Source organism: Streptomyces sp. NPDC002851, assembly GCF_053591935.1.
The window spans coordinates 42,581-63,529 of the sequence record NZ_JBSFUT010000008.1 but is presented as its reverse complement, the minus strand read 5'-3'; the positions used below and the strand labels follow the sequence as shown (position 1 = coordinate 63,529).

The window sequence follows — 20,949 nt, the reverse complement described above, 5'->3', positions numbered from 1 at the left end:
TTTAGAGGCACCGGAAGGCGCCCTGAAACCCGCGTCGTTGGTTGCCCGCCCCGCCGGCCGGCCGGCCGTTACAGGCCGCCCACTCGGGGAGTGGACCACGGTCGGCTGGAGGCTTCCGTGGACAAGCAGTATGAGGTGTACTGCCTCACACACCCGCATTTCTACGACGCTCCGCACCATGGCCGGACGCGTGGCGGCTTCCGGCAAACCAGGTGCCGGCCCCCGGCGTCGTGGACCCGCGAGGAACTCGGCGAGTGGGTGGTCTGTCGGCCCGCCGACGCGGTGCTTCCCTCGCAGGGCTGGAAGATCCACGTCTCGGCCTGTCCGGACAACGCGCAGACGATCCTTGATGCGGTGTGGGACTACTGCGTCGCGCGTCGCATCGCCTTCAAGTTCCTGCCCGGCTTGGACACCCTGTTCCTCGCCAACGCGAAGTACGCGCACCGCGGGTCCAGCGGGAAGTTCGTGACCGTCTACCCCGTGGACGATGCCCAGTGCGAGCTCGTACTCAACGAGCTGGGCACCGTCCTCGACGGTCGGCCAGGGCCGTACATCCTCAGCGACCTGCGCTGGGGCGCCGGTCCGCTCTACGTCAGGTACGGGGCCTTCGCCGACCGGTACTGCGTGTCGGCCGATGGCGTCCTTGAGCAGGCGGTGGAGGATCCCTCCGGGCGTCTGGTGCCCGATGTGCGTGGTCCCACCTTCCAGGTGCCTCAGTGGGTGCGGCTGCCAGGATTCCTCGAACCCCACCTCGCCGAGAGCCGGCGGACCACCGTCGCCGACCTGCCCTACCGGATCGAGGAGGCGCTGCACTTCTCCAACGCCGGCGGACTGTACGCCGCCGTGGACACGCGCACACAGGAACGCGTCGTTCTCAAGGAGGCGCGGCCCCACGCGGGACTCACCCCGGACGGCGCGGACGCGGTCGAACGAATGGAGCGTGAACGGGAAGCCCTGGAACGGCTGCGCGGTCTGCCCTGCATCCCGGCGCTCCACGACCACTTCGAACTGGGCGGACACCACTTCCTCGTGGAGAAGTTCGTCGAGGGAAGCCCCCTGCACGCGCTGTTCGTCGAGCGCTACCCCCTCACCGTGCTCGACCCGGACCCGGCATCGTTCGCCGACTACACCGCGTGGGCCCTCGACATGCTGCGGCAGGTGGAGGAAGCGGTCGAGGCGGTCCACAGCCGGGACATCGTGATCGGTGACATACACCCGTACAACGTCCTGGTCCGCCCGGACGGCAGCGTGGTGCTGATCGACTTCGAGGGCGCGTCGGACGTGGCGGACGCGCGCCACCAGGTCCTCGCCGCCCCGGGCTTCCTCGCGCCGCGCGACGCCACCGGCTTCGACATCGACCGGTATGCCCTTGCCTCGCTGAGGCTCTTCCTGTTCATGCCCCTGACCGGCCTGATCGACCTCGACGGCGGCAAGGCGCGGCAGCTCGCCGGGGAAGCCGCACGGCTGTTCCCGGTGCCCCGCGCGTTCCTCGACGCGGCCGTACGCACGCTCACGGGCGACGGCGGGACCGCCAGCGGCACGGATGACGGACCCCGCCTTGAGCCCGACCGGCCCGGCTGGCTGCGCGCCCGGGAGTCCATCACGGACGCCATCCTGGCGGCCGCCACACCCGAGCGCCACGACCGGCTCTTCCCGGGCGACATCGAGCAGTTCACCGTCCCGGGCGGCGGCCTCGACGTGGCCCACGGCGCGGCGGGCGTGCTGTACGCGCTGGATGTGACGGGTGCCGGACGCCACCCCGACCACGAGGACTGGCTGATCCGGCACGCACTCCACCCGGAATCCGGCACCCGCCTCGGCTTCTACAACGGCATGCACGGCATCGCCTACGTCCTCGACCACCTCGGGCACCACGCGGAGGCCGTCAAGATCCTCGACATGTGCCTGGGCGAACGATGGGAGTCACTGGCCCTCGACCTCAAGGGCGGCCTGTCCGGCATCGGGCTCAACCTGCTGCACTTCGCGGCCACCACCCAGGACACCGCCCTCCGGGACGCCGCCCACCGCGTGGCGGAAAACGTCGCCGACCGCCTTGGACCGGCCGACGGCGTGCCGAAGACCAGCGGCGGCGCCCACCCGAGAGCAGGGCTGATGCACGGATCGTCCGGGCCCGCGCTGCTGTTCCTGCGCCTGTACGAGGACGGCGGCGACCCGGCGCTCCTCGACCTGGCCGCCACCGCGCTGCGCCAGGACCTGCGCCGCTGCCTCGTGCGCGAGGACGGGTCGATGGAGCTGAACGAGGGCTTCCGCACCATGCCCTATCTCGCCGACGGCAGTGTGGGCATCGGGATGGTCCTGGACGACTACCTGACCCACCGCACGGACGAGGGGTTCGCGACCGCCGCGGAGGCGATCCGCAAGGCGGCCGGGGCGTCCTTCTACCTCGAACCCGGGCTGTTCGAAGGCGTCGCCGGGATGATCCTCCACCTCAGCCGGGCGCACCCGACCGGCACGGCCGCCGTACGGAACCCCGTGATCGCGGACCACGTACGCCGTCTGGCCCGCCACGCCTGCCTGCTCGACGGCCGGCTTGCCTTTCCCGGCGAGCAGTTGATGCGGCTGTCCATGGACCTTGCCACCGGCGGCGCGGGCGTCCTGCTCGCCCTGGGCGCCGCCTTCCACTCCAGGCCGGCCGGACTGCCGTTCCTGACACCGGGCCCGACCGCTCACGACCTTCCCCGTCCCCACGCGAGTGCAAGAGAGAAGGTGAAAACACATGTCGCTCCTCGAACTGCAGGGTCTGACCATCCCCGGGCCGGAGACCAGCCACCGTCCGCCGCCTGGTAGCAGGGCCAGCAAGGGCTGCATCAGGGGCAGCTTCCTGAGCCTGCTGTGTGGTGGGCTTCGGCACTGACCGACACGGCGGGGGCACTTCGGGTGCCCCCGCCCTCTTCGCCGAACCGTACGACGACGGGAGCGGCCGGTGAACCGACGTGCGGCGGACCGTCTGCTGCTTGCGACGGTCCGGCGGGGTGGTGCGTGGGGCGGCGCCCTGGCCGCCATATCGCTCCTGCTCGCCGGGGTCTACGTCGTCCTACCGGCCCTCATGGGCCGCGCCGTCGACGCCGTGCTCGGGCACGGCGACGCCACACTGTGGCTGGCCCTGACCGCGGGCGCCGTCGGGCTGCTCGTGGTGTGCGACGCGGCGGACGACTACGCGGGCGCCGTGGCCGACACCCGCTCCACGGCATGGCTGCGGCACACCCTGCTCGGGCATGTCCTCGGCATGGGCGCCCGCGCCACCCGCCGCTACACCCCCGGAGACCTGGTGACCCGTCTGGTGGGCAACACCGCCCGGGCCGGCGACGCGCCGTCGGGCCTGGTGTGGGGGGTGACCGAACTGGTCCCTCCCGTCGGGGCCGTGGTCGCCCTGGCCCTCATCGACCCCTGGCTGTGCGTCACCTTCCTGGCCGGACTGCCACTGATCGTCCTCGTGGTCCGCGCCTTTGTCCGCGACGTCTCCGACCTCAACGACAGATACTTCGCCACGCAGGGCCGGATCGCCGCCCGGCTCGTCGACGCCCTCACCGGCATCCGCACCATCACCGCCGCGGGGACGACCGCCCGGGAAGCCCGCCGGATCCTTGAGCCCCTGCCCGAACTGCACCGCAACGGCCTGGGCATGTGGCGCGCCTTCGCACGGGTCTCCGCACGGGACGCGTCGATCGTCCCCTTGCTGCAGGTCGCCGTGCTGGCCGTGGCCGGACTGGAGCTCGCCCGGGGCCGTGTCACACCGGGACAGATGCTCGCCGCGAGCGAGTACGTCTTGCTTGCCACCGGCGTGAGTTCGCTGGTGGCCTCGGTGAACCGGCTCGCCTTCGTCCGCGCCACCGCGGGGCGGGTCGCCGAGGTACTGGACGAACCCGTCGTGGCGTACGGCGGCGCGCGGCTGCCCGCCGGGGGCGGCGGGCGGCTTGAGTTCCGCCGGGTGACCGTGCGCACCGCCGAGGCCGGCACCGCACTGGACCGCGTCGACCTGGACTTGCCCGCGGGCGCGCTGACCGCCGTCGTAGGGCGCTCCGGATCCGGCAAGTCCCTGCTGGCCGCGCTGGCCGGGCGGTTGTCCGACCCCGACGAGGGCGAGGTGCGCCTCGACGGGGTGCCGCTGCACGAGGTGGACCGTGCGGAACTGCGGCAGGCCGTCGCGTATGGCTTCGAACGCCCGGTGCTCCTTGGCGAGACCTTCGCCGACGCGATCGGCCTCGGGCCGAGGACGCCCTCGGACGCGGAGGTACCGGCGGGGGCCGCCGCCGCGCGGGCCGACGCCTTCATCCGGACCATGCCCGAGGGCTACGGCACCCCGCTCTCCGCGGCCCCGCTGTCCGGCGGGGAGACCCAACGGGTCGGCCTGGCACGCGCGTTCGTCCAGTCTCTGCCGTACGGCCGGCTGCTCGTGCTCGACGATGTGGCGGCCAGTCTCGACACCGTCACCGAGCACCACATCAGCCAGGTGCTCACCGGGGCCGGGGAGTTCGCGGGCCGTACGCGACTCGTCGTGACCCACCGGGTCTCTACGGCCGCCCGCGCGGACCTGGTCGTCTGGCTCGACGCGGGCCACGTCCGGGGGCGAGGCACGCACCGCGGCCTCTGGGCGAATCCGGAGTACCGGGCCGTCTTCGGTGACGGGGGTGCGGGGTGAAACCGGGGGCGCGGCGCCTGCTGCTTTCCACGCTGCGCACGCGGCGCGCGGAGTTCGTCCGGCTCACCGGCTGGTCGCTGGTCGAGGCCGTGCCCGCGCTGCTGTCCGGCTGGCTGGTCGCCCGGGCCGTCGACGACGGCTTCCTCGCCGGCCGCAACGCCGCGGGATTCGGCTGGCTCGGGCTGATGGCCTGCGCCTTCCTGATCGGCGCCTGGGGCACCCGGCAGGCCACGCTCCAACTGGCCGGCGTCGTCGAGCCGTTCCGCGACGACTTGGTCACGCTCGCCACCACCGGCACGCTGCACCGCTCCGCCCGCCTCGGGCAGAGCGCCGACTCGGCCGGTGTGGCACGGCTGACCGAACAGGTGGAGATCGCCCGCGAGTCGTACGGGGCGGTCGTGATGTTCGTGCAGACCTTCACGGTCACGGCGGTCAGCGTGCTCCTTGGACTGGCCGCCCTGCATCCCGCCCTGCTGCTGTTCGTACTGCCGCCGCTCATGGCCGGGCTCACCCTGTTCCTGCTGGCCTTGCGCGCGATGGCCGCCCGCCAGCGGGCGGTCGTCCTCGCCGACGAGGCCATCGCCGAGCAGGTGAGCGAGGTGGTCGACGGCCTGCGGGACGTGGTGGCCTGCGGTGCCGAGGACCTCGTACGCGGCCGGACCGGCGCCCGCATCGACGAGGCCGCGGCCGCGGCCCGCGCCCTGGCCCGCCTCACCGCCCTGCGCACCGCAGCCCTGGGCATCGGCGGCTGGCTCCCGGTCGTCCTCATCCTGGCCGGGGCCCCCTGGCTGGTCCGGGGCGGGGTGACGGCCGGCGCGATCCTGGGCGCGCTGACCTATATCTCCCAGAGCCTGCAACCGGCCCTGCAAGGCTTCGTGCAGGGGCTGGGCGGGAGCGGGCTGTGGCTCCTTGTGACGCTGGGCCGGATCCTGGAGGCGGCAGGGCCGACGGCCTCGGCGGTGGCAGGGGCATCGGGGGCGACCCCGTCCCGAGCCGCCGGTGTCGAGCCTGACGATGTCCCGATCACCGCCGCCGGTTCGCGGCAGCCTGGGGACGCCGGTCCGTGGCGCACGGCGGTGGCGGGTGTGCCGGGGGGCGAGCAACCCGCGGACGGCGGTGTCGAGCCTGACGATGTCCCGATCACCGCCGCCGGTTCGCGGCAGCCTGGGGACGGCGGTCCGTGGCGCACGGCGGTGGCGGGTGTGCCGGGGGGCGAGCAACCCGCGGACGGCGGTGTCGAGTTGCGCGGTGTCACCTTCGGCTACGCGCGCTCCGCCGAACCGGTCGTCCGGGATCTGGACCTCGCTCTCGCGCCGGGCACCCACCTGGCTGTCGTCGGTCCCAGCGGAGCGGGCAAGTCCACCCTCGCCGCGCTCATCGCCGGCGTGCTCGCCCCGCAGGCCGGCCGCATCCTCCTGGGCGGCGTCCCGGTCGGGGCTCTGGACCCCGAACGGCTGTCCCGGTCCCGTGTGCTGATCCCGCAGGAGGCGTACGTGTTCGCCGGCACCCTGCGCGAGAACCTCGTCTATCTCCACCCCACGGCCACCACACCCGACCTCGACGCGGCAGTCCACGCCATCGGCGCGGACCCGCTCGCCGAGCGCCTCGGCGGCTACGACGCGCCGGTGAACCCCGCCCTGCTCTCCGCCGGTGAACGCCAGTTGATCGCGCTGGTCCGCGCCCTGCTGCCGCCCGCACGGCTGGTCCTCCTTGACGAGGCCACGTGCCACCTCGACCCGTCCGCCGAGTCGGTCGCCGAACGGGCCTTCGCCTGCCGCCCGGCCACCTTCATCGTCTGCGCCCACCGGATCAGCTCCGCCCTGCGCGCCGATCTCGTCCTCGTCATGGACGGCCCGCGCTGCCGCCTCGGCACGCACGACCAGCTGGTGGCCGAATGCACCCTCTACCGTGACCTGATCGGCCACTGGGACCGCTCGGCGGCCGACATCCGGCACTGATCGGCGGCGCCGGTCCGACGAGTGGACGAAGCGGAGCGGCCGCGGGGAGATGGCCGAGCCTGACGGCCGAGGGCAGCCCCGCTACAACCAGCCCGAATCCCGGGCGATCCGGATCGCGTCGATACGGTTCCGTGCCTCGGTCTTCTTGGAGACCGCGTTCAGGTGATTGCGGACCGTTCCCACCGACAGCGACAGCCGCTCGGCGATCTCACGCGTCGGTGTGCCGTCCGCCGCCAGCCGCAGAACCTCAAGCTCCCTCGGGGTCAGCGGGCTCTCCGCCGAGGAAAGCGCCAGCAACGCCAGGTCCGGATCGATGAACCGCTCGCCCGCCGCCACCTTGCGGACCCCCTGGGCCAGGATGTCGCAGGAGCCGTGCTTGCCGATGAGGCCGGCGACCCCCAACTCCAGCGCGTGTCGCAGATATTCGGGTGTCGCCGAGTCGGCCACCAGCAGGATTCGGCACTCCGGCAGCCGGGCGGCCAGCTCCCGCGAGGTGCCAAGCGCTCCGTCCGCACAGCCGTCGATGTCGATGACGACCACATCGGGCCGGTACGAAAGGACCCGCGTGACCGTCTGACTGTGTCCCGATGACGCCGCGACCACGTCGATGTCCTCCTCCAGTGACAGCAGGGCAGCCAGTGCCCCGCGCACCAGATCTGTCTCCTCGACGAGCAGAACACGGATCAACATTGCTCCCGCCCGGCCGTACGCGGCCTCCATCACGCGACACGCCCCGGACACTCCGACGACGCCGCACGAAGTATCCCCTTTTGTCCACAGCGTTGCCGGAAGGCGCCCCGCCTTCTCCCGACGCCGACGGACAGCCAGCAACGGTCAGTCCGCGGCCCAAGCGGCGTAATAGGCCATGGCAGGGACGCCGTTGGCGTGGGGTTTATGGGGTGCTTGTTCGTCTCGGGAAGCGGACCCCGGCACTCACAGGAACGGTGTGTTGGCGTCCAACCCGGAGAGGAGCCGACCGTACAACTCCAGTTTCGTGGCCGGGGCCACGAACGCGTGCAGGTTCAGGGCATGCAGGTCGCGGAGGTTTCGCTGGATGGGGACGTCCAGGTGCAGAGAGGACGCGCCCGATGCCGAGGCCAGGATCTCCGCGGCTTCCTTGCACAGGCGGAGCACGTAGCCGCTCTGACCGTGGACCCTGGCCCGTTCCTCCGACGTGTAGGGGGAAGCGCTCGCCGCCCGCGACTCAAGGAGATGGACGAGGTCAGCCGTCAGTAGTTCCGCGCAGTTCAACTTCATGGCCGCCTCGGCGACCTGGAGATGCGTGGCCGCGGCCTCGTTCTGCCGCTCGTAAAAGGTGTACGTGATGCCCCGTCGGTGACTTCGGTCCCTGAACTCCGCCAGCGACGAACGTGCCATTCCCAGCGCGTTCGGGGCCAGCAACGTGACGAACAGCAGCACAACCGGTACGCGGTAGAAGGGGTCTTCGGCGTTCACCGAGGGCGAGGAACCGGCGAGGAAGTCGTCCACCGGCATGACGCGGTGCGCGGGAACGAACACGTCCTTGGCGACCACGCTGTTGCTGCCGGTGCCGGAGAGCCCAGAGACCTTCCAGTCATCGACGATTTCCAGCTCGGAGGTGGGGATGGCATGCCACAGGCCTCGCGGTGGTCCGTCACCGGGACCGGTGTGGTCGAGGACCGCGGTCATCAGGTGCCAGTCCGAGTTCCGGCAGCCCGTGGCGAAGGGCGACCTGCCGTTGACGACGTACCCCCCGTCCCGAGGGACGGCCTTCCCGCCGGGCACCAGACTGCCGCTGATCCGTACGTCGGACGTCTTGAAGATCTCGTCCTGCGCCGCGTCCGGGAAAAGTGCGGCGACGTACGCGGCGCCCGACTGGATCGCGGTCACAAAACCGGTGGCGCCGCACGCGGTGGAAATCTCACTCAGTGCCTGGAACTGGGTGCGTAAATCCATCTGATACCCGCCGTACCGAAGGGGAACGGACATCTTGGTGACTCCGGACTCCGCCAGCGCCGCGACCATCTCCGGCGTCATCCGCCCCGCCCGTTCCGCTCGCAGCGCGTGTTCACGAAGCAGCGGCCGCAGGCCCCGTACCCGGTCGAGCAGACCGCCTGCGGAGTGCGGCACGTCGGAGGAACGGGATTCCGGCTGAGAAGTGTCGGAGAGCGGGGCTGAGGGAGAAGACATGGATGACCTCCGGCCACGAGAGCGTCCGTCACTGGGATTTCCCCTTGCGAGCCTTCCAGTCTGCCGACGGCGACCGCGCACTGCAGTGCGCGGTTTCGGCCAATTCCCGTGCAGGGCAACGGCGTTACTCCCTGCGCCGGTCCACGGGTTCCCGCGCCGGACTCTCCGCCCCCCCCGGATATGTCGTACGGCAGCGCGAAGCTCGTCCCTCGGTGTGCACCTGGCCTGATCAACTCTTGTGGCGCGGTAGTTGAGCCGCGTAGAAATCCGCAATGGACATCACGGGCCTCGGACGTCGCAGTGTTCTCGCCGGTATCGGAAGCATCCCGCTGGGGTGGGGTGCGGTCGCCTCGGCCGCGTCCCGGGCGCCCGAGGGGGAGCGGGAGGGGCGCCCGGACACCGTGCTGCGCGGCGCGGAACTGGTGCTCACCATGGACCCCGGCCTCGGTGAGGGGGAGTTGGGGATCCTGGAGAGCGCCGATGTGCTGCTGTGTGACGGGCGCGTCGCCGCTGTCGGACGTGACCTCACGGTCCCCGCGGGATGCCGCACGGTGGATGCGTCCGGCATGCTGGTGCTGCCCGGATTCGTGGACATCCACAACCACCTCTGGCAGTCCAGCATCCGCGGCGGCTGCGCCACCCAGGATCTGTACGGCTGGCTGGAAGACTGCAACAGCGCCACGCTTCCCAAGATCGACGGCCCGGACATGTACCGCTTCGTGCGTCTCGCTTCCCTGGACGCGCTGCAGGCCGGAGTGACCACCCTGGTCGACTGGGTGCACGCGATCCCGTTCGAGACGAGCGAGCACTACATCAGGGCAATGGACGAGTCCGGGCTGCGCTTCGTCCACGCGATGACGCAGAGCGACGGGAACGAGGACCTCATCCCCCGCGTGAAGAAGGAGCTCCTCGACCCGCTGCCGCTCGCGTCGGCCCAAGTGGCCCTGCACGCCGGCATGTCGGAAGTGGGCCGGGTGCGCCTGTTCCGCGACCTCGCGCGCGACCTGGACGTCATGCTCAACTCCCACGTCCTGGAGCACCGCGAGGACCGGGGGGACGACCCCATCGGGGCGCTGCGCGCGGCCGACGCGTTCGGGCCCGGGCTGTTGATGAATCACGCGATCCACCTGACCGACGACGAGATCGCCCAGGTCGCCGAGCACGATGTGCGCCTGGCGCACTGCCCGCTGAGCAATATGCGCCTCGCCTCCGGCATCATGCGCCTCCCCGACCTGCACGCGCGCGGCGTGAAGATCGGACTCGGCCATGACGGCGGGACCAACGACACCTCGGACATGTTCAGCCTGATGAAGGCGGCGGTTGGCCTCCAACGGGCCCTGCACCAGGACCCCGAGGTGCACCCGACGATCCCGGCCGTGCTGCGCATGGCGACCACGGGTGGCGCCGAGTGCATAGGCATGGACGACCGGATCGGCTCACTGACCCCGGGCAAGCGCGCCGACGTGGTCGTTCTCGACCCGGGAACGCTCAATTTCGCGCCACGCTTCGACTGGACGAATCAGATCGTGCTCAACGGCCAGCCGCCCAATGTCAGTTACGTCTTCGTGGACGGCCGGATGCTGAAGGCCCGCGGCGAATTGCTCGACGTCGACACGGCGGAGACCGTCCGGGAGGCGGAGGCAGCGGCCGCCCGCCTCCCGGACTAGCAGCGATCGGATCCACGGACCGAAAGACCTCGACATGCTCCACGCTGTCTTCGCCGCGCCCTGTCTGACCACGTTCTGCCGTCTCGATTGAGCTCGGTCCGGAAGCCGTCGGGCAACGCCTTGAGCCGGATCAGGCAGTGTTCGAGTGCCGGGTCGCCGGGCCGCGTTCACCGATGAGCGGCCAGCACTGCCGCAAGGCCCTCTTGTAGATCTTTGACGAAATACTCGGGAACCTCCAGCGACGGGAAATGTCCCCCGGTTTCGGGCGACCTCCATCGGACGATCTGCCGGTACCGCTCCTGTGCCCAGGGGCGCGGACACTTCTCGACGTCGCGGGGATACATAGTGAGTGCGGACGGAACGTCGACCCGAAGTTCGGGGTCGAGCGAGTTGTGGCTTTCGTAGTAGATGCGGGCCGCCGATGCGCCGGTCCGCGTCAGCCAATACAGGGTGACGTCGTCAAGAACGCGGTCTCTGGAAATCGTCTCGAACGGGCTGTCTTCGGTATCTGTCCACTCGGCGAACTTGTCGAGGATCCAGGCAAGAAGTCCGACCGGTGAGTCGACGAGCGAGTAGCCGATGGTCTGCGGTCGGGTCGCCTGCTGCTTCGCGTACGCCGCGCGGTGGCGCCAGAAATCGCGGGTTTCCTCGGCCCACTTGCGCTCGACCGCCGTCAGCCCGTCCGTTGTCAACCCGGGCGGCGCCTCCGCGAACGTTGTGTGGATGCCGAGAACGTGCGCCGGGAACCTGCCGCCGAGAACCGTGGTGATATTACCTCCCCAGTCGCCGCCGTGCGCTGCGAACTTGCTGTAGCCGAGCCTTCCCATCAGTTCCACCCATGCGGCCGCGATCTTTTCGGTTCCCCACCCGGTGGTGGTCGGCTTGTCGCTGTAACCAAAGCCTGGCAGCGATGGAACCACGACGTGGAACGCCGGCACGTCTGCATCTTTCGGATCTGCCAGCTCGTCCACTACATCGATGAACCGAGCAATGCTGTCCGGCCAGCCGTGCGTCAAGATCAGAGGAGTGGCATCTGCGCGCGCGGATCGGCGGTGCAGGAAGTGGATTCCCAGATCATCAATGGTCGTGCGGAACTGGCCGATCCGGTTAAGGCGCTCTTCGAACGACCGCCAGTTGTACCCGGTGCGCCAGTAGTTCACGACATCGACGAGGTCGGCGAGAGGAACGCCCTGTTCCCATCGGCGAGGGTCGGGCGCGGCGCGATGGACCGTCTCAGCCTCCGGTAGTCGCGCCGCGGCCAGTCGCGCGCGCAGATCGTCGAGGTCAGCGTCGGCTGCGTGGGCTTCAAATGCTTGCACGTCGCTGGCTGGACGGGGCATGAGACCTCCTGGCCGTCGTGGAACCGGCTACGACCTATCGCGAACCGGCTAAGACGGTTCTAGCAGTCCTCCGAGCCACGCTGCAACCGGCTAAGGTGGTTCCATGCGTGCTGCGTTCCCTGACTTCCGCCTCGGTAACGTGCTGGCGACCAGCTTCACGGGGACTCTGTCGGAGCGTCATGGCAACGCTGTGGAGCGCATCCCCACGCCGCACCGACTCATCGACTGGCTGGCAGTGAACGGCCTCGCCGTGGACTCCTGCACCACTGCCCAGCTCGACCTCGCTCGGGAACTGAGGGAGGCGATTCACGCCGCCGCGACAGCGGCCGCGCTCCAGGTCGCTCTCCCTGCGTCTGCTGTCCAAGTCATCAATGACTGCAGCGCTCAGGGTCGGGCCGCGGCGATCCTGACGCCCGAGGGTAAGCGGCGATGGCGGCTCAGCTCGGCTTCCTGTGTGGAAGATGCCCTCAGCGTGATCGCCGCCGACGCGATCAGCATCATCGCAGGCGAACGAGACGGAAAATTGGCCTTGTGTGCATCACCAACCTGCCAAGCCGCCTTCTTCGACACCAGCCAAAGTCGCACTCGCAAATGGTGTGACATGAACACGTGCGGGAATCGTCAGAAGAAGGCGCGCTTCAATGCCAACCAGCGCAAAAACCCCAGATCAGCGGAGTGATTCATCGGCTCTTCGCAGTCGGCACGACCAGACTCGGCGCTCCGGGGGTCCTGGTCCAGGCCCGTCAAGCCGCCCTGGCCAGCCGGGACACCTCGCCCAGAGCCGTTCCGGCGGATCGCTCAATCTGCCGGGTCAGGCGGCCATGGTCGCAGTTCCGGCAGGTGGGGGCTGGTCGTGCTCAGGTGGCCGTCAATGCTGCGGCCAGCCATCCACGCCGCAAGGTCACGCACTGCTCCGGAGACCTCGACCGGCGCCCCCTCGCCCAGGACTTGGGTGAACTCCTCGTCAGTGGCCCGCAAGCTCAGGCGAGTACCGACTGGGGCACGATCCGCCAGGAAGTCCAGAGTGTGCCGGGCGAAGTCCACCGGCCAGTCACGGGGGTGGTAGCCGACCTGGAGGTCAACGGCGTGGATCTCTGCCTCTCGCCACCGCGCCAGCGCGGTGTCAAGGACGGTGGCATGGCGGAACCGGACCGCGCGTTGCCAGTCCGCTGTCGTCAGCCGACTCCACGTAACTTCCAGGGCGTGTTGGGCCAGTTGCAGTTCCTCATGCAACTCCGCCAGGGGGTGGGCGGCACCGCGGCCGATGGACTGGTCACGCCCTGCCTGGCCGCCGTCGTACATGTCGACGACCTTGCCCTGCAGAGCTGCCCGTGCCTGCCGCTCGAAGGCACGGGCGTTGTCGGCGAGGTGCTTGAGGACATGCCCGCGGCTCCATCCCGGCAGGGCAGAGGCGGCATCCTTCTGCTGGTCATCAAGTTGATCGACCAGTTCAAGCACCCGGGCGTGCGCTTGCGAGACCCGGAGTACCACATCGTCAGGAGCTATGGGCGAGTTGACCACTGTCGCAGTTTAGCTGTTGATCCACTTCCCATACCCGCCCTGGGTCGGCTAGCGACCCATGCTCCAGGAATGAGCAACATCGACAATGAGCCGGTCGGACGCCTGAACAACCCGGAACGGCAGCCGGGCACGGACCCCCAGCCCCACCTGAGTGTCACCTTCGAAGCTCCCTGCGAACCGGGTGTCCTTGAACGTCCGGTACCCATCGATCCGTACGCCGGGAAGCGGCTTCGCTACCCGCCCGGGATAGGTCTCGCCGCCGGTCTCCGCGTCGTAACTCGGCGCGGCCACACGGATTTCGAGGATCGCCCCGCCCCCGACCGGGATGAGACGGCCCGAACCATCCTGGTGCAGCTTGTCGACATACCCCACCCGATAGCCGATGGGCTCCCCGCCCGTACCGCCCTCACCACGGATGTCGAAGACCAGGCGGTCATAGCACTCATGCTGCCCGGCCCTGATGTTCACCAACGGCGTGTAGTCGTTGACCGGCCCGGATTTGCTCGCGCTTCCCCAGCCGGCCTCGCAGCTCACCGCCCCCGCGTCGGGCGCAGCGGCCGAAGCCGTCGTCGCCGGCACCCCCACACCCGCCAGCATGACCGCACCCAGCACAGCACCAAACCGTCGCATTCCCACCCCAAGTGTCGCTCTGTCGCGGAGTCGCGTCGCGTATCTCATACGCCTACACGGACCGGCGACTGTGCCGAAGGGTTGTACGCCGCCGACCCGGACCACGCGATCCTGCCATCCCCCAACCCCGCACACGCCACGAACCGGCCACCCAAACCCCATGGCCGGTGTTGAGCCACACCGGAGGCCAAGCCGAGAGTGTGCTGCCGTGGCGATGTGGGGCCGGATCGACGTGGGACCGGATCGACGTGGGACCGGATCAAAGACCAGGCCAAGGGTTTGCAGCAGCAGGCGCAGGGAGGGGCGGGGGCCCGGCGGCCACGGACGGTCGGGCTCAGGGGCCGGTGGTCAGTGGGGTACGAGGGAATTGCCGTAATGCCGTCCGGGCATGCCGCGGTTGATATGCCGGCGTCGTCTGCGATCTCGTGGCCACGGCCCGGAAGTTCAAGTACTGAGCCGCCGGTGAGCGCCAGAGCCGCGGCCGCCCGGGACGGACGAGTGCCAGGACGGAGCCAGGCGGGCTGCCCGCTCGGGCATTCGCCCCGGGGCGATTCGGGGGCACCCCCGCAGGCCCTGCGGCAGTCGCTGAGGATGGTGCCCGATGCCTCGGTGGCCGATCCCGCCGTGCCGCGCCGCCCACGGAGCGCGGCCGACGGGCGAGTGTCAGTGCCCGGTGTCACGCTGGGTTCACACACGATGTACGGAAGGGAATCACCGCCATGATCACCACGGACTTCGTCCAGGGCTCCCCCTGCTGGCTCGACCTCGGCGCTCCCGATGTCCCCGCCGCCGCGGCCTTCTACGGCGCCGTGCTCGGGTGGGACTACGAGGCCATGGGCGACGGGGAGGGCATGGAAGGCGGAATGTTCCGGAACGACGGCAAGATCGTCGCCGGGCTCGGCAAGCTCACCGAGAAGGGGGCGCGCTCCGCCTGGATGATCTACTTCACCGTCACCGACGCGGACGCCACGACCCAGGCCGTGGAGCGTGCCGGCGGCACCGTACGGGTGGCACCGATGGACCTCGACGACTGGGGTCGGATGGCGCAGTACAGCGACCCGCTGGGGGGCCAGTTCGCCGTCTGGCAGCCGGGAAAGAACAAGGGCGCCGAGCAGGTGGACCAGCCGGGCTCGCTGTCCTGGACCGAGCTCTACACAAGCGACGCCGCGGCCGCGAAGGAGTTCTACGGTGGGCTCTTCGGCTGGCGGTTCAGCGACATGGAGCTGCCCGGCGGCGGGGGCACGTACTCCCTCATCACCCCCGGCGGACTTCCCGAGGAGCGCATGCAGGGCGGCGTCATGCAACTCTCCAAGGAGGACCTCGCCCTGGCGAATGGACGACCGTACTGGCACCCGGTCTTCAACGTCACTGACTGCGACGCCGCGGTCGCCAAGGTCACCGAGAACGGCGGCAGCGTGCAGATGGGGCCTGATGACGCAGAGGACGTCGGCCGGCTGGCCGTCTGCCTCGATCCGTCGAACGCGGACTTCGTCGTGCTCGCCCCGGTCGGGAACTGAGCCACGTCCGGCTTCGAGGCCGCCGCCACCGCACTCGGCCACAGCGGTCAGATCCAGCAGGGCGCGGCGGTGGCCTCAGGGTTGAGTTCGTCGGGGTGAAGTCGTGGCCGGCGCTGGCGAATTGGGGGCGGCTGCTGCGGTCCACGCGACGAACTCACCGCCCAGGCCCCGGCGTTGACTCCTGCGTGCCGCCCCGCGCGGCCGCTGATCGTGCGGAACCGCCCCCCGACATGTCCCGCAATAAGTCCAGCCAGCAGCACGACCTGGAGCACGGCGCGCCCCTGGTCCGCCTGGCGCCGCACGGCACCTGGTTGAAGCAGGCGGGCGAACTGCCCGCCGCAGCTACGCCCCACGGGAGGCAAAATGCCCAAGGTCCGCAAAGACATCAACTCGCTTACCGACGCGGAATTGGATGACTATATCCACGCGCTCGACATTCTGCGGCAGCGTTCGGAGGCGAACGAAGAAGATCCGACCGGGTACGCGTTCCAGGCGGATCTGCACAACGGTTCCGCGGGCCCCTGCGAGCACGGCAGCGACCTCTTCCTGCCCTGGCACCGGGCACACCTGCACTACTTCGAAGAGCTGCTCCGAGCGGCCGACCCGCCGCGCACACAGCACGTCACCATTCCGTACTGGGACTGGATCAGCGAGCAGGCACCCGAAAAATTCCCCCTCGCATTCAAGAAGCCCGGACTGAAATCCCCGCGCAACTCCACGGCCACGCCGCTGCCGCCGAACACGCTCGAAATCGTCACTACGGAGACGAACCAGAAGGAATTCGCGGGCTATCCCGACGGTGATCCCTTCGGCGACACCGGACGGCTCGAAAGCGGTCCGCACGACACGATGCACAGCTTCTACATCGGCGGGAAAATGGCGAACCCCTCGGCAGCGGCCGAGGACGCGATCTACTTCAGCTTCCACTGCTTCATCGACCTGATGTGGGCCGAGTGGCAGCACCGCAACGGAACACCGCCGCTGACCTCGCCGGACCACGTACTGCGAGGCTTCACGACGCAGCCCAAGAACAAGGTTTCCGACTTCACCAAAATCGCGGACCTCGACTACGAGTACGAGTACACGGAGCAGCTCAAAGCAGCGTTCACCGCGCCAGTGCCACCCCCGGCCCCGATCAATCTGCTGGCGACCGAGCCGCTCATGCCGCTCGGCGACGCCGACCTCGTGACGGAGCTGCAGGACAAGGAGCTCGTACGGCTCGGGGTCACGGTGCCTGAGACCCGGGGAGAGCGGCTACTCGTGCGGCTCGACGAGCTCAAGGTGCCGAACACCGGGAGCTACATGCTGCGCGGTTTCGTGCATCCCTCCGAGGTCCCCTTCCAGCCCGACGACAGCGAGTTCACGCGTCGGTTCGGTGTCGGCTACGTGACCCTGTGGCGCGCCCACCCGCACATGCATTCGGGCCACGGCCACCATCACGACGGTCCGCCCGTCGCCCACCACCCCGTCTCGCGTACGGCGCGCTTCGACGTGACGCGCGCGGTGGACTCGCACGGGGCGGCCGGTGCCGACCTGGTGTTCAGCCTGCAGTTCATCCCCGCACCCAGCGCGACCGGCCTGCCCCCGCACCCCGTACCGCCCCTCGACGAGGTCGAGCTGAAGGGCGTGCGCATGGAGGTGTACTCCTGATGCGCACCCCGGTGTACGAGCTGCACATCCGGCCCATGTTCAGCGCGACCGACCGCGATCACATGATTCCCCATGGCCTTGACCTCTGGGAGTACGACCAGGTGGTCGAGCACGCCGAGCACATCCTCGACCGCCTGGAGGACGGGAACATGCCGCCGACCGCGCTCGGCGGGCCGTGGCCACAGGAATGGATCGATCTCTTCAAGCGCTGGCGGGAGGGCGGTCTCAAACGCCTTGAGCTCGGCACGGCCCAGTTCACGGTCACTCGCTCACCCAGTACGGTCACGGTGAAGGCGACCGGAACATTTCCCGCGGCGGGCTACCTGGGATGGCTCCAGCTGGAGAGCCAGTCCGACACGGCCAAGACCTACGTCCTGTACTTCGAACCGCCGGACGCACCGGTGGCCGGTACCGCGGACGAGTTCGAGGTCAAGGAGCGCTACAGCACCTCGGACACCCGGACCCTGTTCATCCACGACAGCACCGGCGTCCAGGAACACTGACCACAGGCCGTCTCAAGACGCCTGCAAACGGGCCATACAACCCTGCTGACCTGCAACGTCTTTGAGGCTTGCTTGAGCCGGATGGGCTTAGTGGCGCACGTCCGGTGCTGAGGGGGCCGGATCACGGCGAAGCGATCCGGCTACCCTCCCGACAGTGAAACCGGTAGGGGTCCGTGAGGGCTCTTGTCGCAAGGTTCCCCCATCCGGCTCTCCGGGGTCGCCGGTCATGCGCTCACCTGGTGGCCTGATACTGCGCATCGCGATGGAGCGGGCGCCGGGCGAGAGGGTCCGCGCCGAAGAGCCGGGCCAGGTCTTGCCCGCCTACATCGGAAAGTGGAGAGTTCCATGCCTCATAACGAGGGCCAGCGGGTCGAGTACCGGAACGAACAGGACCAGAAGTGCCAGGGCACGATCCAGAACGTCCAGGGCAGCGGTCAGAGGGCGATGTACACCATCGAGAACGACCAGAACAGGCAGCGGGAGCAGGTCCCGGAGAACAAGATTGACCGCGACCTGTAGCAGCAGCTCCGGTCACGACGTACCCAGGACCTTGGGGCTGACCTAGCCCGCTGATCCTGGGAAGACGAGGGCTCCCGCAACCGAGGCAAAGCCCGGTTGCGGGAGCCCTCCCGTCAATCGGCTCTCTCAGGCCGGACGAACTTCACCGCCGTTGCTGTGTGTCGCCGGTAGCTCGCGCTGGTGCCGTCTGGGGCGACTGGGCGGCGACCACGTCGGTAGCTGTTCCAACGACAAGGTTAGGTGGGGACTGCCGCGCCTCACCACGGTTCGTGGAACGCGATGCCGAAGTGCTGGAGAAGTCCGTCGCGTTGCTCGGCGGTCGCCAGGACCATGATGTCGTCCCTGGTTCCGGGAGGGTTCGTGGGGCCGTTGTCGACACAGCGGAAGGACCGGGGGTCGTCGTCAGGGCTGAGCGCTTCGATCGCGGCCTGGGCTGCGCCCATGTCGAGGTAATCGTTTGATTCCTGCTCTATGCAGAAGGAGAGCTCCTCGCCGTTGCGGTCGAAGTACAGCGTCCCGCGGCCGTCCTCCTCGTCGTCCTCGTCCTCCTTGTCGAAGCGATAGTTGGCGACGGTGACCTTCCCTCCGGTGAGCGCCGCGGCTTCGTCCAGGAGCCAGGCGTAGTGCTCGTCGGCGAAGTCGACGTCATCGGCGTGGATACTGACGGCCACGCCGAATTCCTCAAGCGTGCCGGCGATGTCACGGGGACCATCCAGTGTGTGGTGCGCGAAGTCCCTGAAGTCGTCCAGGACGCTCTGGGCCTTCTCCTGGGTGATCATGCCGAGGTCGGTGAGGACTTCGGCTACCCGTATGTAGGTGATCCGTCGGGGCTTGGCGGCCGTTCTGGGCCCGAGGACGGGGTCCCCCTCCAACTGCCGGGCCTCCTCGGCCAGTTCCTCGCGCTGCCGCGGGGTAAGGGGCGGCGGCAGGTGCTCCGGGGCGGCGAGCGGCCAGAGGAGCTTGGGCCAGGGGTCGACGGCACTCCCGTCGCAGGAAGCGGGGTCGGCGGGCTCGTCGAGGGACTCAGGGGCGGCAGGCTTGGTGACGGGGTCCGGGAAGCGGTCCACCACCTCGCGCAGGCTCGCGCCCGCGAGGACGTCGCGCACCATTGCGCCGGGGTGCTCGGCATGGCCGTCGTAACGGAGCCGCTGGGCGACGAACGCGGAGTCCGTCCAGTAGGAGTCCTTGGCGTACCAAGTCCCGGCCGGTGCCTCGGGGTTGGCCGCGCGGTACTGCCAGCTGGCGTCCTTGTGGCGGACCACGTACTCACCGATGTACCAGGCGACCATGGTCCAGAAGTTCCGGCCCGCGACCTTGTCGTACTTCTCGACCGTCCTGAGGCGGTTGCGCAGCAGCTCCTCGAGGGCGTCGAGCGACGCGGCCTGAAAGTCCCATCGCTGGACGCCTCCGCCTGCCTTGTCCGCCCACCAGGTGCGGTAGGCGTACCGGCACTCCTCGGGCCACTGCTTCCACCTGCCGCTGCACGCGTCCAGCTCGTGGCGGCGCACCCACGGCGTACGGACCCGCTGCGGCTTCCACCCCGGGTGCGCCGCCGCGTGGTCCACGGTCGCCTTGCGCAGACGCAGGGCGACCGTGGTGAAGATGTTCCGCGTCTTCTCGTAGACCGCCTGGCCGACGAGCAGCATCGGAACGATCGGTTCCAGGCCGAGCGAGGGATCCGTCTGTACGGCGGGCAGCCCTGAGGCACCCGCGCTCGCGTCCCACACCCAGCGCCCGCCGCCTGCCCGTAGAAGCGCTTCGCCGAAATAGCCCGCCAGGGACTCCATGAACATGGCGGTCGCGTCCGTACCGTCACCCGTCCCGCAGCGGGTGACGAGTTCCTCCTCCAGGACCTTCAGAGAATCGATCGAGTAGTCGTGCTCCCAGTCCTCGCCGGTGAACTGGTCGCAGAGCCGGTCCATGAGTTCATGCAGGTACTCGATCCATAGGTACAGGGAGTGGGCGGGCGTGCCCTCCGGTGTGTCCTTGCCCGCGTAATAGGCGTCCCAGCCCGCATAGTTGGCGTCCATGCGGTCCGAAGGTAGGGCATGGCACTGACAACTGAGGGAAGGCGGCGGGGAGATGGATCTCTGGTGCTACGACGGCACGGGCTACTCCGCCCGCCCGCACACCTGGACCTTGCCCAGGTTCAGCTCCACGGTATTCGTGTTCGCCAGCCACAGTGGACGACGTAACAGCCCTTGGCCTCGGTCTCGATGACCGTCGGGGCCCCACGACCTCGTCAACGACTGGTGGGGCGTGCCTACTTCGGCGTACCACCCGCGAGTACGTCAGCGAGCGGCGGGTCGCCGGACCACGGACCGGGTGTGGGAGGCCGGCCGGGGCCTCGGCCAGTCCTTCGGACACAACACCGCCGAGGACGACCGGCACCTCATCACCGGCGCCGACCTGATCCACCTGCTCCTCGACACCGTGGCCAAGAACGGCAACCTGCTGATCAACGTCGGCCCCCGTGCGGACGGCTCCTTGCCCGAGAACCAGGTCGCGCGCCTGCACGCGCTGGGGGGGTGGCTGACCGTCAACTCGCCTGCCAGCCACGGCAGTCAGCCGTGACGGTGGCACACCGACCCGGCCGGGCACCCCGTGTGCTGCACCACCCGCGAGGGCACGCTGTACGTGGCCGATCTGGACCCGGGCCGCGGGGTGTTCGTGCCGTCCGCCGATGTGGCCGCACTCGCGGCCGGGCGCACCACGTGCTGGCAGGCACCGGGCGGACCGCGGCGGTGCAGACCGGCCGGGACGGCACCTTCGCGGTGCCCGAGGACCTGCACGGCGAGGAGCTGCACGGCGAGGA

16 protein-coding genes and 1 pseudogene are annotated in these 20,949 nt (G+C 69.4%); 11 read left to right on the top strand and 6 right to left on the bottom strand.

The annotated features are described in order from the left end of the window. Positions 1-117: 117 nt before the first annotated feature. The 4 genes from lanKC (at position 118) to ACWD10_RS11175 (ending at position 6,618) form a co-directional block, all read left to right on the top strand. Positions 118-2,808 (top strand): class III lanthionine synthetase LanKC, encoded by a 2,691-nt coding sequence (gene lanKC, locus ACWD10_RS11190; protein ID WP_451089373.1) that lies wholly within the window; start codon positions 118-120, stop codon positions 2,806-2,808. Then, on the top strand, positions 2,753-2,875 hold the full coding sequence (locus ACWD10_RS11185; protein ID WP_451089683.1) for a SapB/AmfS family lanthipeptide: 123 nt from the start codon (positions 2,753-2,755) through the stop codon (positions 2,873-2,875). The genes lanKC and ACWD10_RS11185 overlap by 56 nt, the downstream gene beginning before the upstream one ends. Positions 2,876-2,944: 69 nt before the next feature. Continuing rightward, positions 2,945-4,660, top strand: a complete 1,716-nt coding sequence (locus tag ACWD10_RS11180) for an ABC transporter ATP-binding protein (RefSeq protein ID WP_451089371.1) — start codon at positions 2,945-2,947, stop codon at positions 4,658-4,660. Next, positions 4,657-6,618, top strand: a complete 1,962-nt coding sequence (locus ACWD10_RS11175) for an ATP-binding cassette domain-containing protein (protein ID WP_451089369.1) — start codon at positions 4,657-4,659, stop codon at positions 6,616-6,618. Before ACWD10_RS11180 ends, ACWD10_RS11175 begins: the two co-directional genes overlap by 4 nt. 81 nt (positions 6,619-6,699) lie before the next feature. Here ACWD10_RS11175 and ACWD10_RS11170 read toward each other — a convergent pair whose 3' ends face one another. Both ACWD10_RS11170 and ACWD10_RS11165 read right to left on the bottom strand, forming a co-directional pair. After that, positions 6,700-7,338, bottom strand: a complete 639-nt coding sequence (locus tag ACWD10_RS11170; protein ID WP_451089681.1) for a response regulator transcription factor — start codon at positions 7,336-7,338, stop codon at positions 6,700-6,702. A gap of 213 nt (positions 7,339-7,551) precedes the next feature. Next, positions 7,552-8,787: an acyl-CoA dehydrogenase family protein gene (locus tag ACWD10_RS11165; RefSeq protein WP_451089367.1), complete on the bottom strand. Its 1,236-nt coding sequence runs from the start codon at positions 8,785-8,787 to the stop codon at positions 7,552-7,554. A gap of 272 nt (positions 8,788-9,059) precedes the next feature. On the opposite strand from ACWD10_RS11165, the gene ACWD10_RS11160 reads away from it, so the two are divergent. Continuing rightward, positions 9,060-10,454 (top strand): amidohydrolase family protein, encoded by a 1,395-nt coding sequence (locus ACWD10_RS11160; protein ID WP_451089365.1) that lies wholly within the window; start codon positions 9,060-9,062, stop codon positions 10,452-10,454. Positions 10,455-10,621: 167 nt separating this feature from the next. Here the strand turns inward: ACWD10_RS11160 and ACWD10_RS11155 are convergent, their stop codons facing one another. After that, positions 10,622-11,794: an epoxide hydrolase family protein gene (locus ACWD10_RS11155; protein WP_451089363.1), complete on the bottom strand. Its 1,173-nt coding sequence runs from the start codon at positions 11,792-11,794 to the stop codon at positions 10,622-10,624. A 103-nt stretch (positions 11,795-11,897) separates the two neighbouring features. Here ACWD10_RS11155 and ACWD10_RS11150 point away from each other — a divergent pair, with 103 nt between their 5' ends. Next, the gene (locus tag ACWD10_RS11150; protein WP_451089361.1) at positions 11,898-12,473 is read left to right on the top strand and encodes a CGNR zinc finger domain-containing protein; all 576 of its coding nucleotides are present in this window, start codon (positions 11,898-11,900) and stop codon (positions 12,471-12,473) included. A 119-nt stretch (positions 12,474-12,592) separates the two neighbouring features. Here the strand turns inward: ACWD10_RS11150 and ACWD10_RS11145 are convergent, their stop codons facing one another. Together ACWD10_RS11145 and ACWD10_RS11140 are read right to left on the bottom strand one after the other, a co-directional pair. Further along, positions 12,593-13,315, bottom strand: a complete 723-nt coding sequence (locus ACWD10_RS11145; RefSeq protein WP_451089359.1) for a maleylpyruvate isomerase family mycothiol-dependent enzyme — start codon at positions 13,313-13,315, stop codon at positions 12,593-12,595. Between the two features lie 48 nt (positions 13,316-13,363). Further along, positions 13,364-13,945 (bottom strand): AMIN-like domain-containing (lipo)protein, encoded by a 582-nt coding sequence (locus ACWD10_RS11140; RefSeq protein WP_451089357.1) that lies wholly within the window; start codon positions 13,943-13,945, stop codon positions 13,364-13,366. A 719-nt stretch (positions 13,946-14,664) separates the two neighbouring features. Here ACWD10_RS11140 and ACWD10_RS11135 point away from each other — a divergent pair. From ACWD10_RS11135 to ACWD10_RS11120, 4 genes are all read left to right on the top strand, one after another. Then, positions 14,665-15,462: a VOC family protein gene (locus ACWD10_RS11135; RefSeq protein WP_451089355.1), complete on the top strand. Its 798-nt coding sequence runs from the start codon at positions 14,665-14,667 to the stop codon at positions 15,460-15,462. Between the two features lie 408 nt (positions 15,463-15,870). Next, positions 15,871-17,112, top strand: a complete 1,242-nt coding sequence (locus ACWD10_RS11130) for a tyrosinase family protein (protein ID WP_451089353.1) — start codon at positions 15,871-15,873, stop codon at positions 17,110-17,112. Continuing rightward, positions 17,112-17,615: a hypothetical protein gene (locus ACWD10_RS11125; protein WP_451089351.1), complete on the top strand. Its 504-nt coding sequence runs from the start codon at positions 17,112-17,114 to the stop codon at positions 17,613-17,615. The genes ACWD10_RS11130 and ACWD10_RS11125 overlap by 1 nt, the downstream gene beginning before the upstream one ends. A gap of 345 nt (positions 17,616-17,960) precedes the next feature. Then, positions 17,961-18,134 carry a hypothetical protein gene (locus tag ACWD10_RS11120; protein WP_451089349.1) on the top strand — a complete coding sequence of 58 codons (174 nt, stop codon included), beginning with the start codon at positions 17,961-17,963 and terminating at the stop codon, positions 18,132-18,134. A gap of 257 nt (positions 18,135-18,391) precedes the next feature. On the opposite strand, the gene ACWD10_RS11115 is transcribed toward ACWD10_RS11120, so the two are convergent. Continuing rightward, the gene (locus ACWD10_RS11115; protein WP_451089347.1) at positions 18,392-20,164 is read right to left on the bottom strand and encodes a hypothetical protein; all 1,773 of its coding nucleotides are present in this window, start codon (positions 20,162-20,164) and stop codon (positions 18,392-18,394) included. A gap of 223 nt (positions 20,165-20,387) precedes the next feature. Here ACWD10_RS11115 and ACWD10_RS11110 point away from each other — a divergent pair. Beyond that, positions 20,388-20,708: pseudogene (locus tag ACWD10_RS11110) on the top strand (alpha-L-fucosidase); the annotation flags it as partial. Positions 20,709-20,949: the final 241 nt, after the last annotated feature.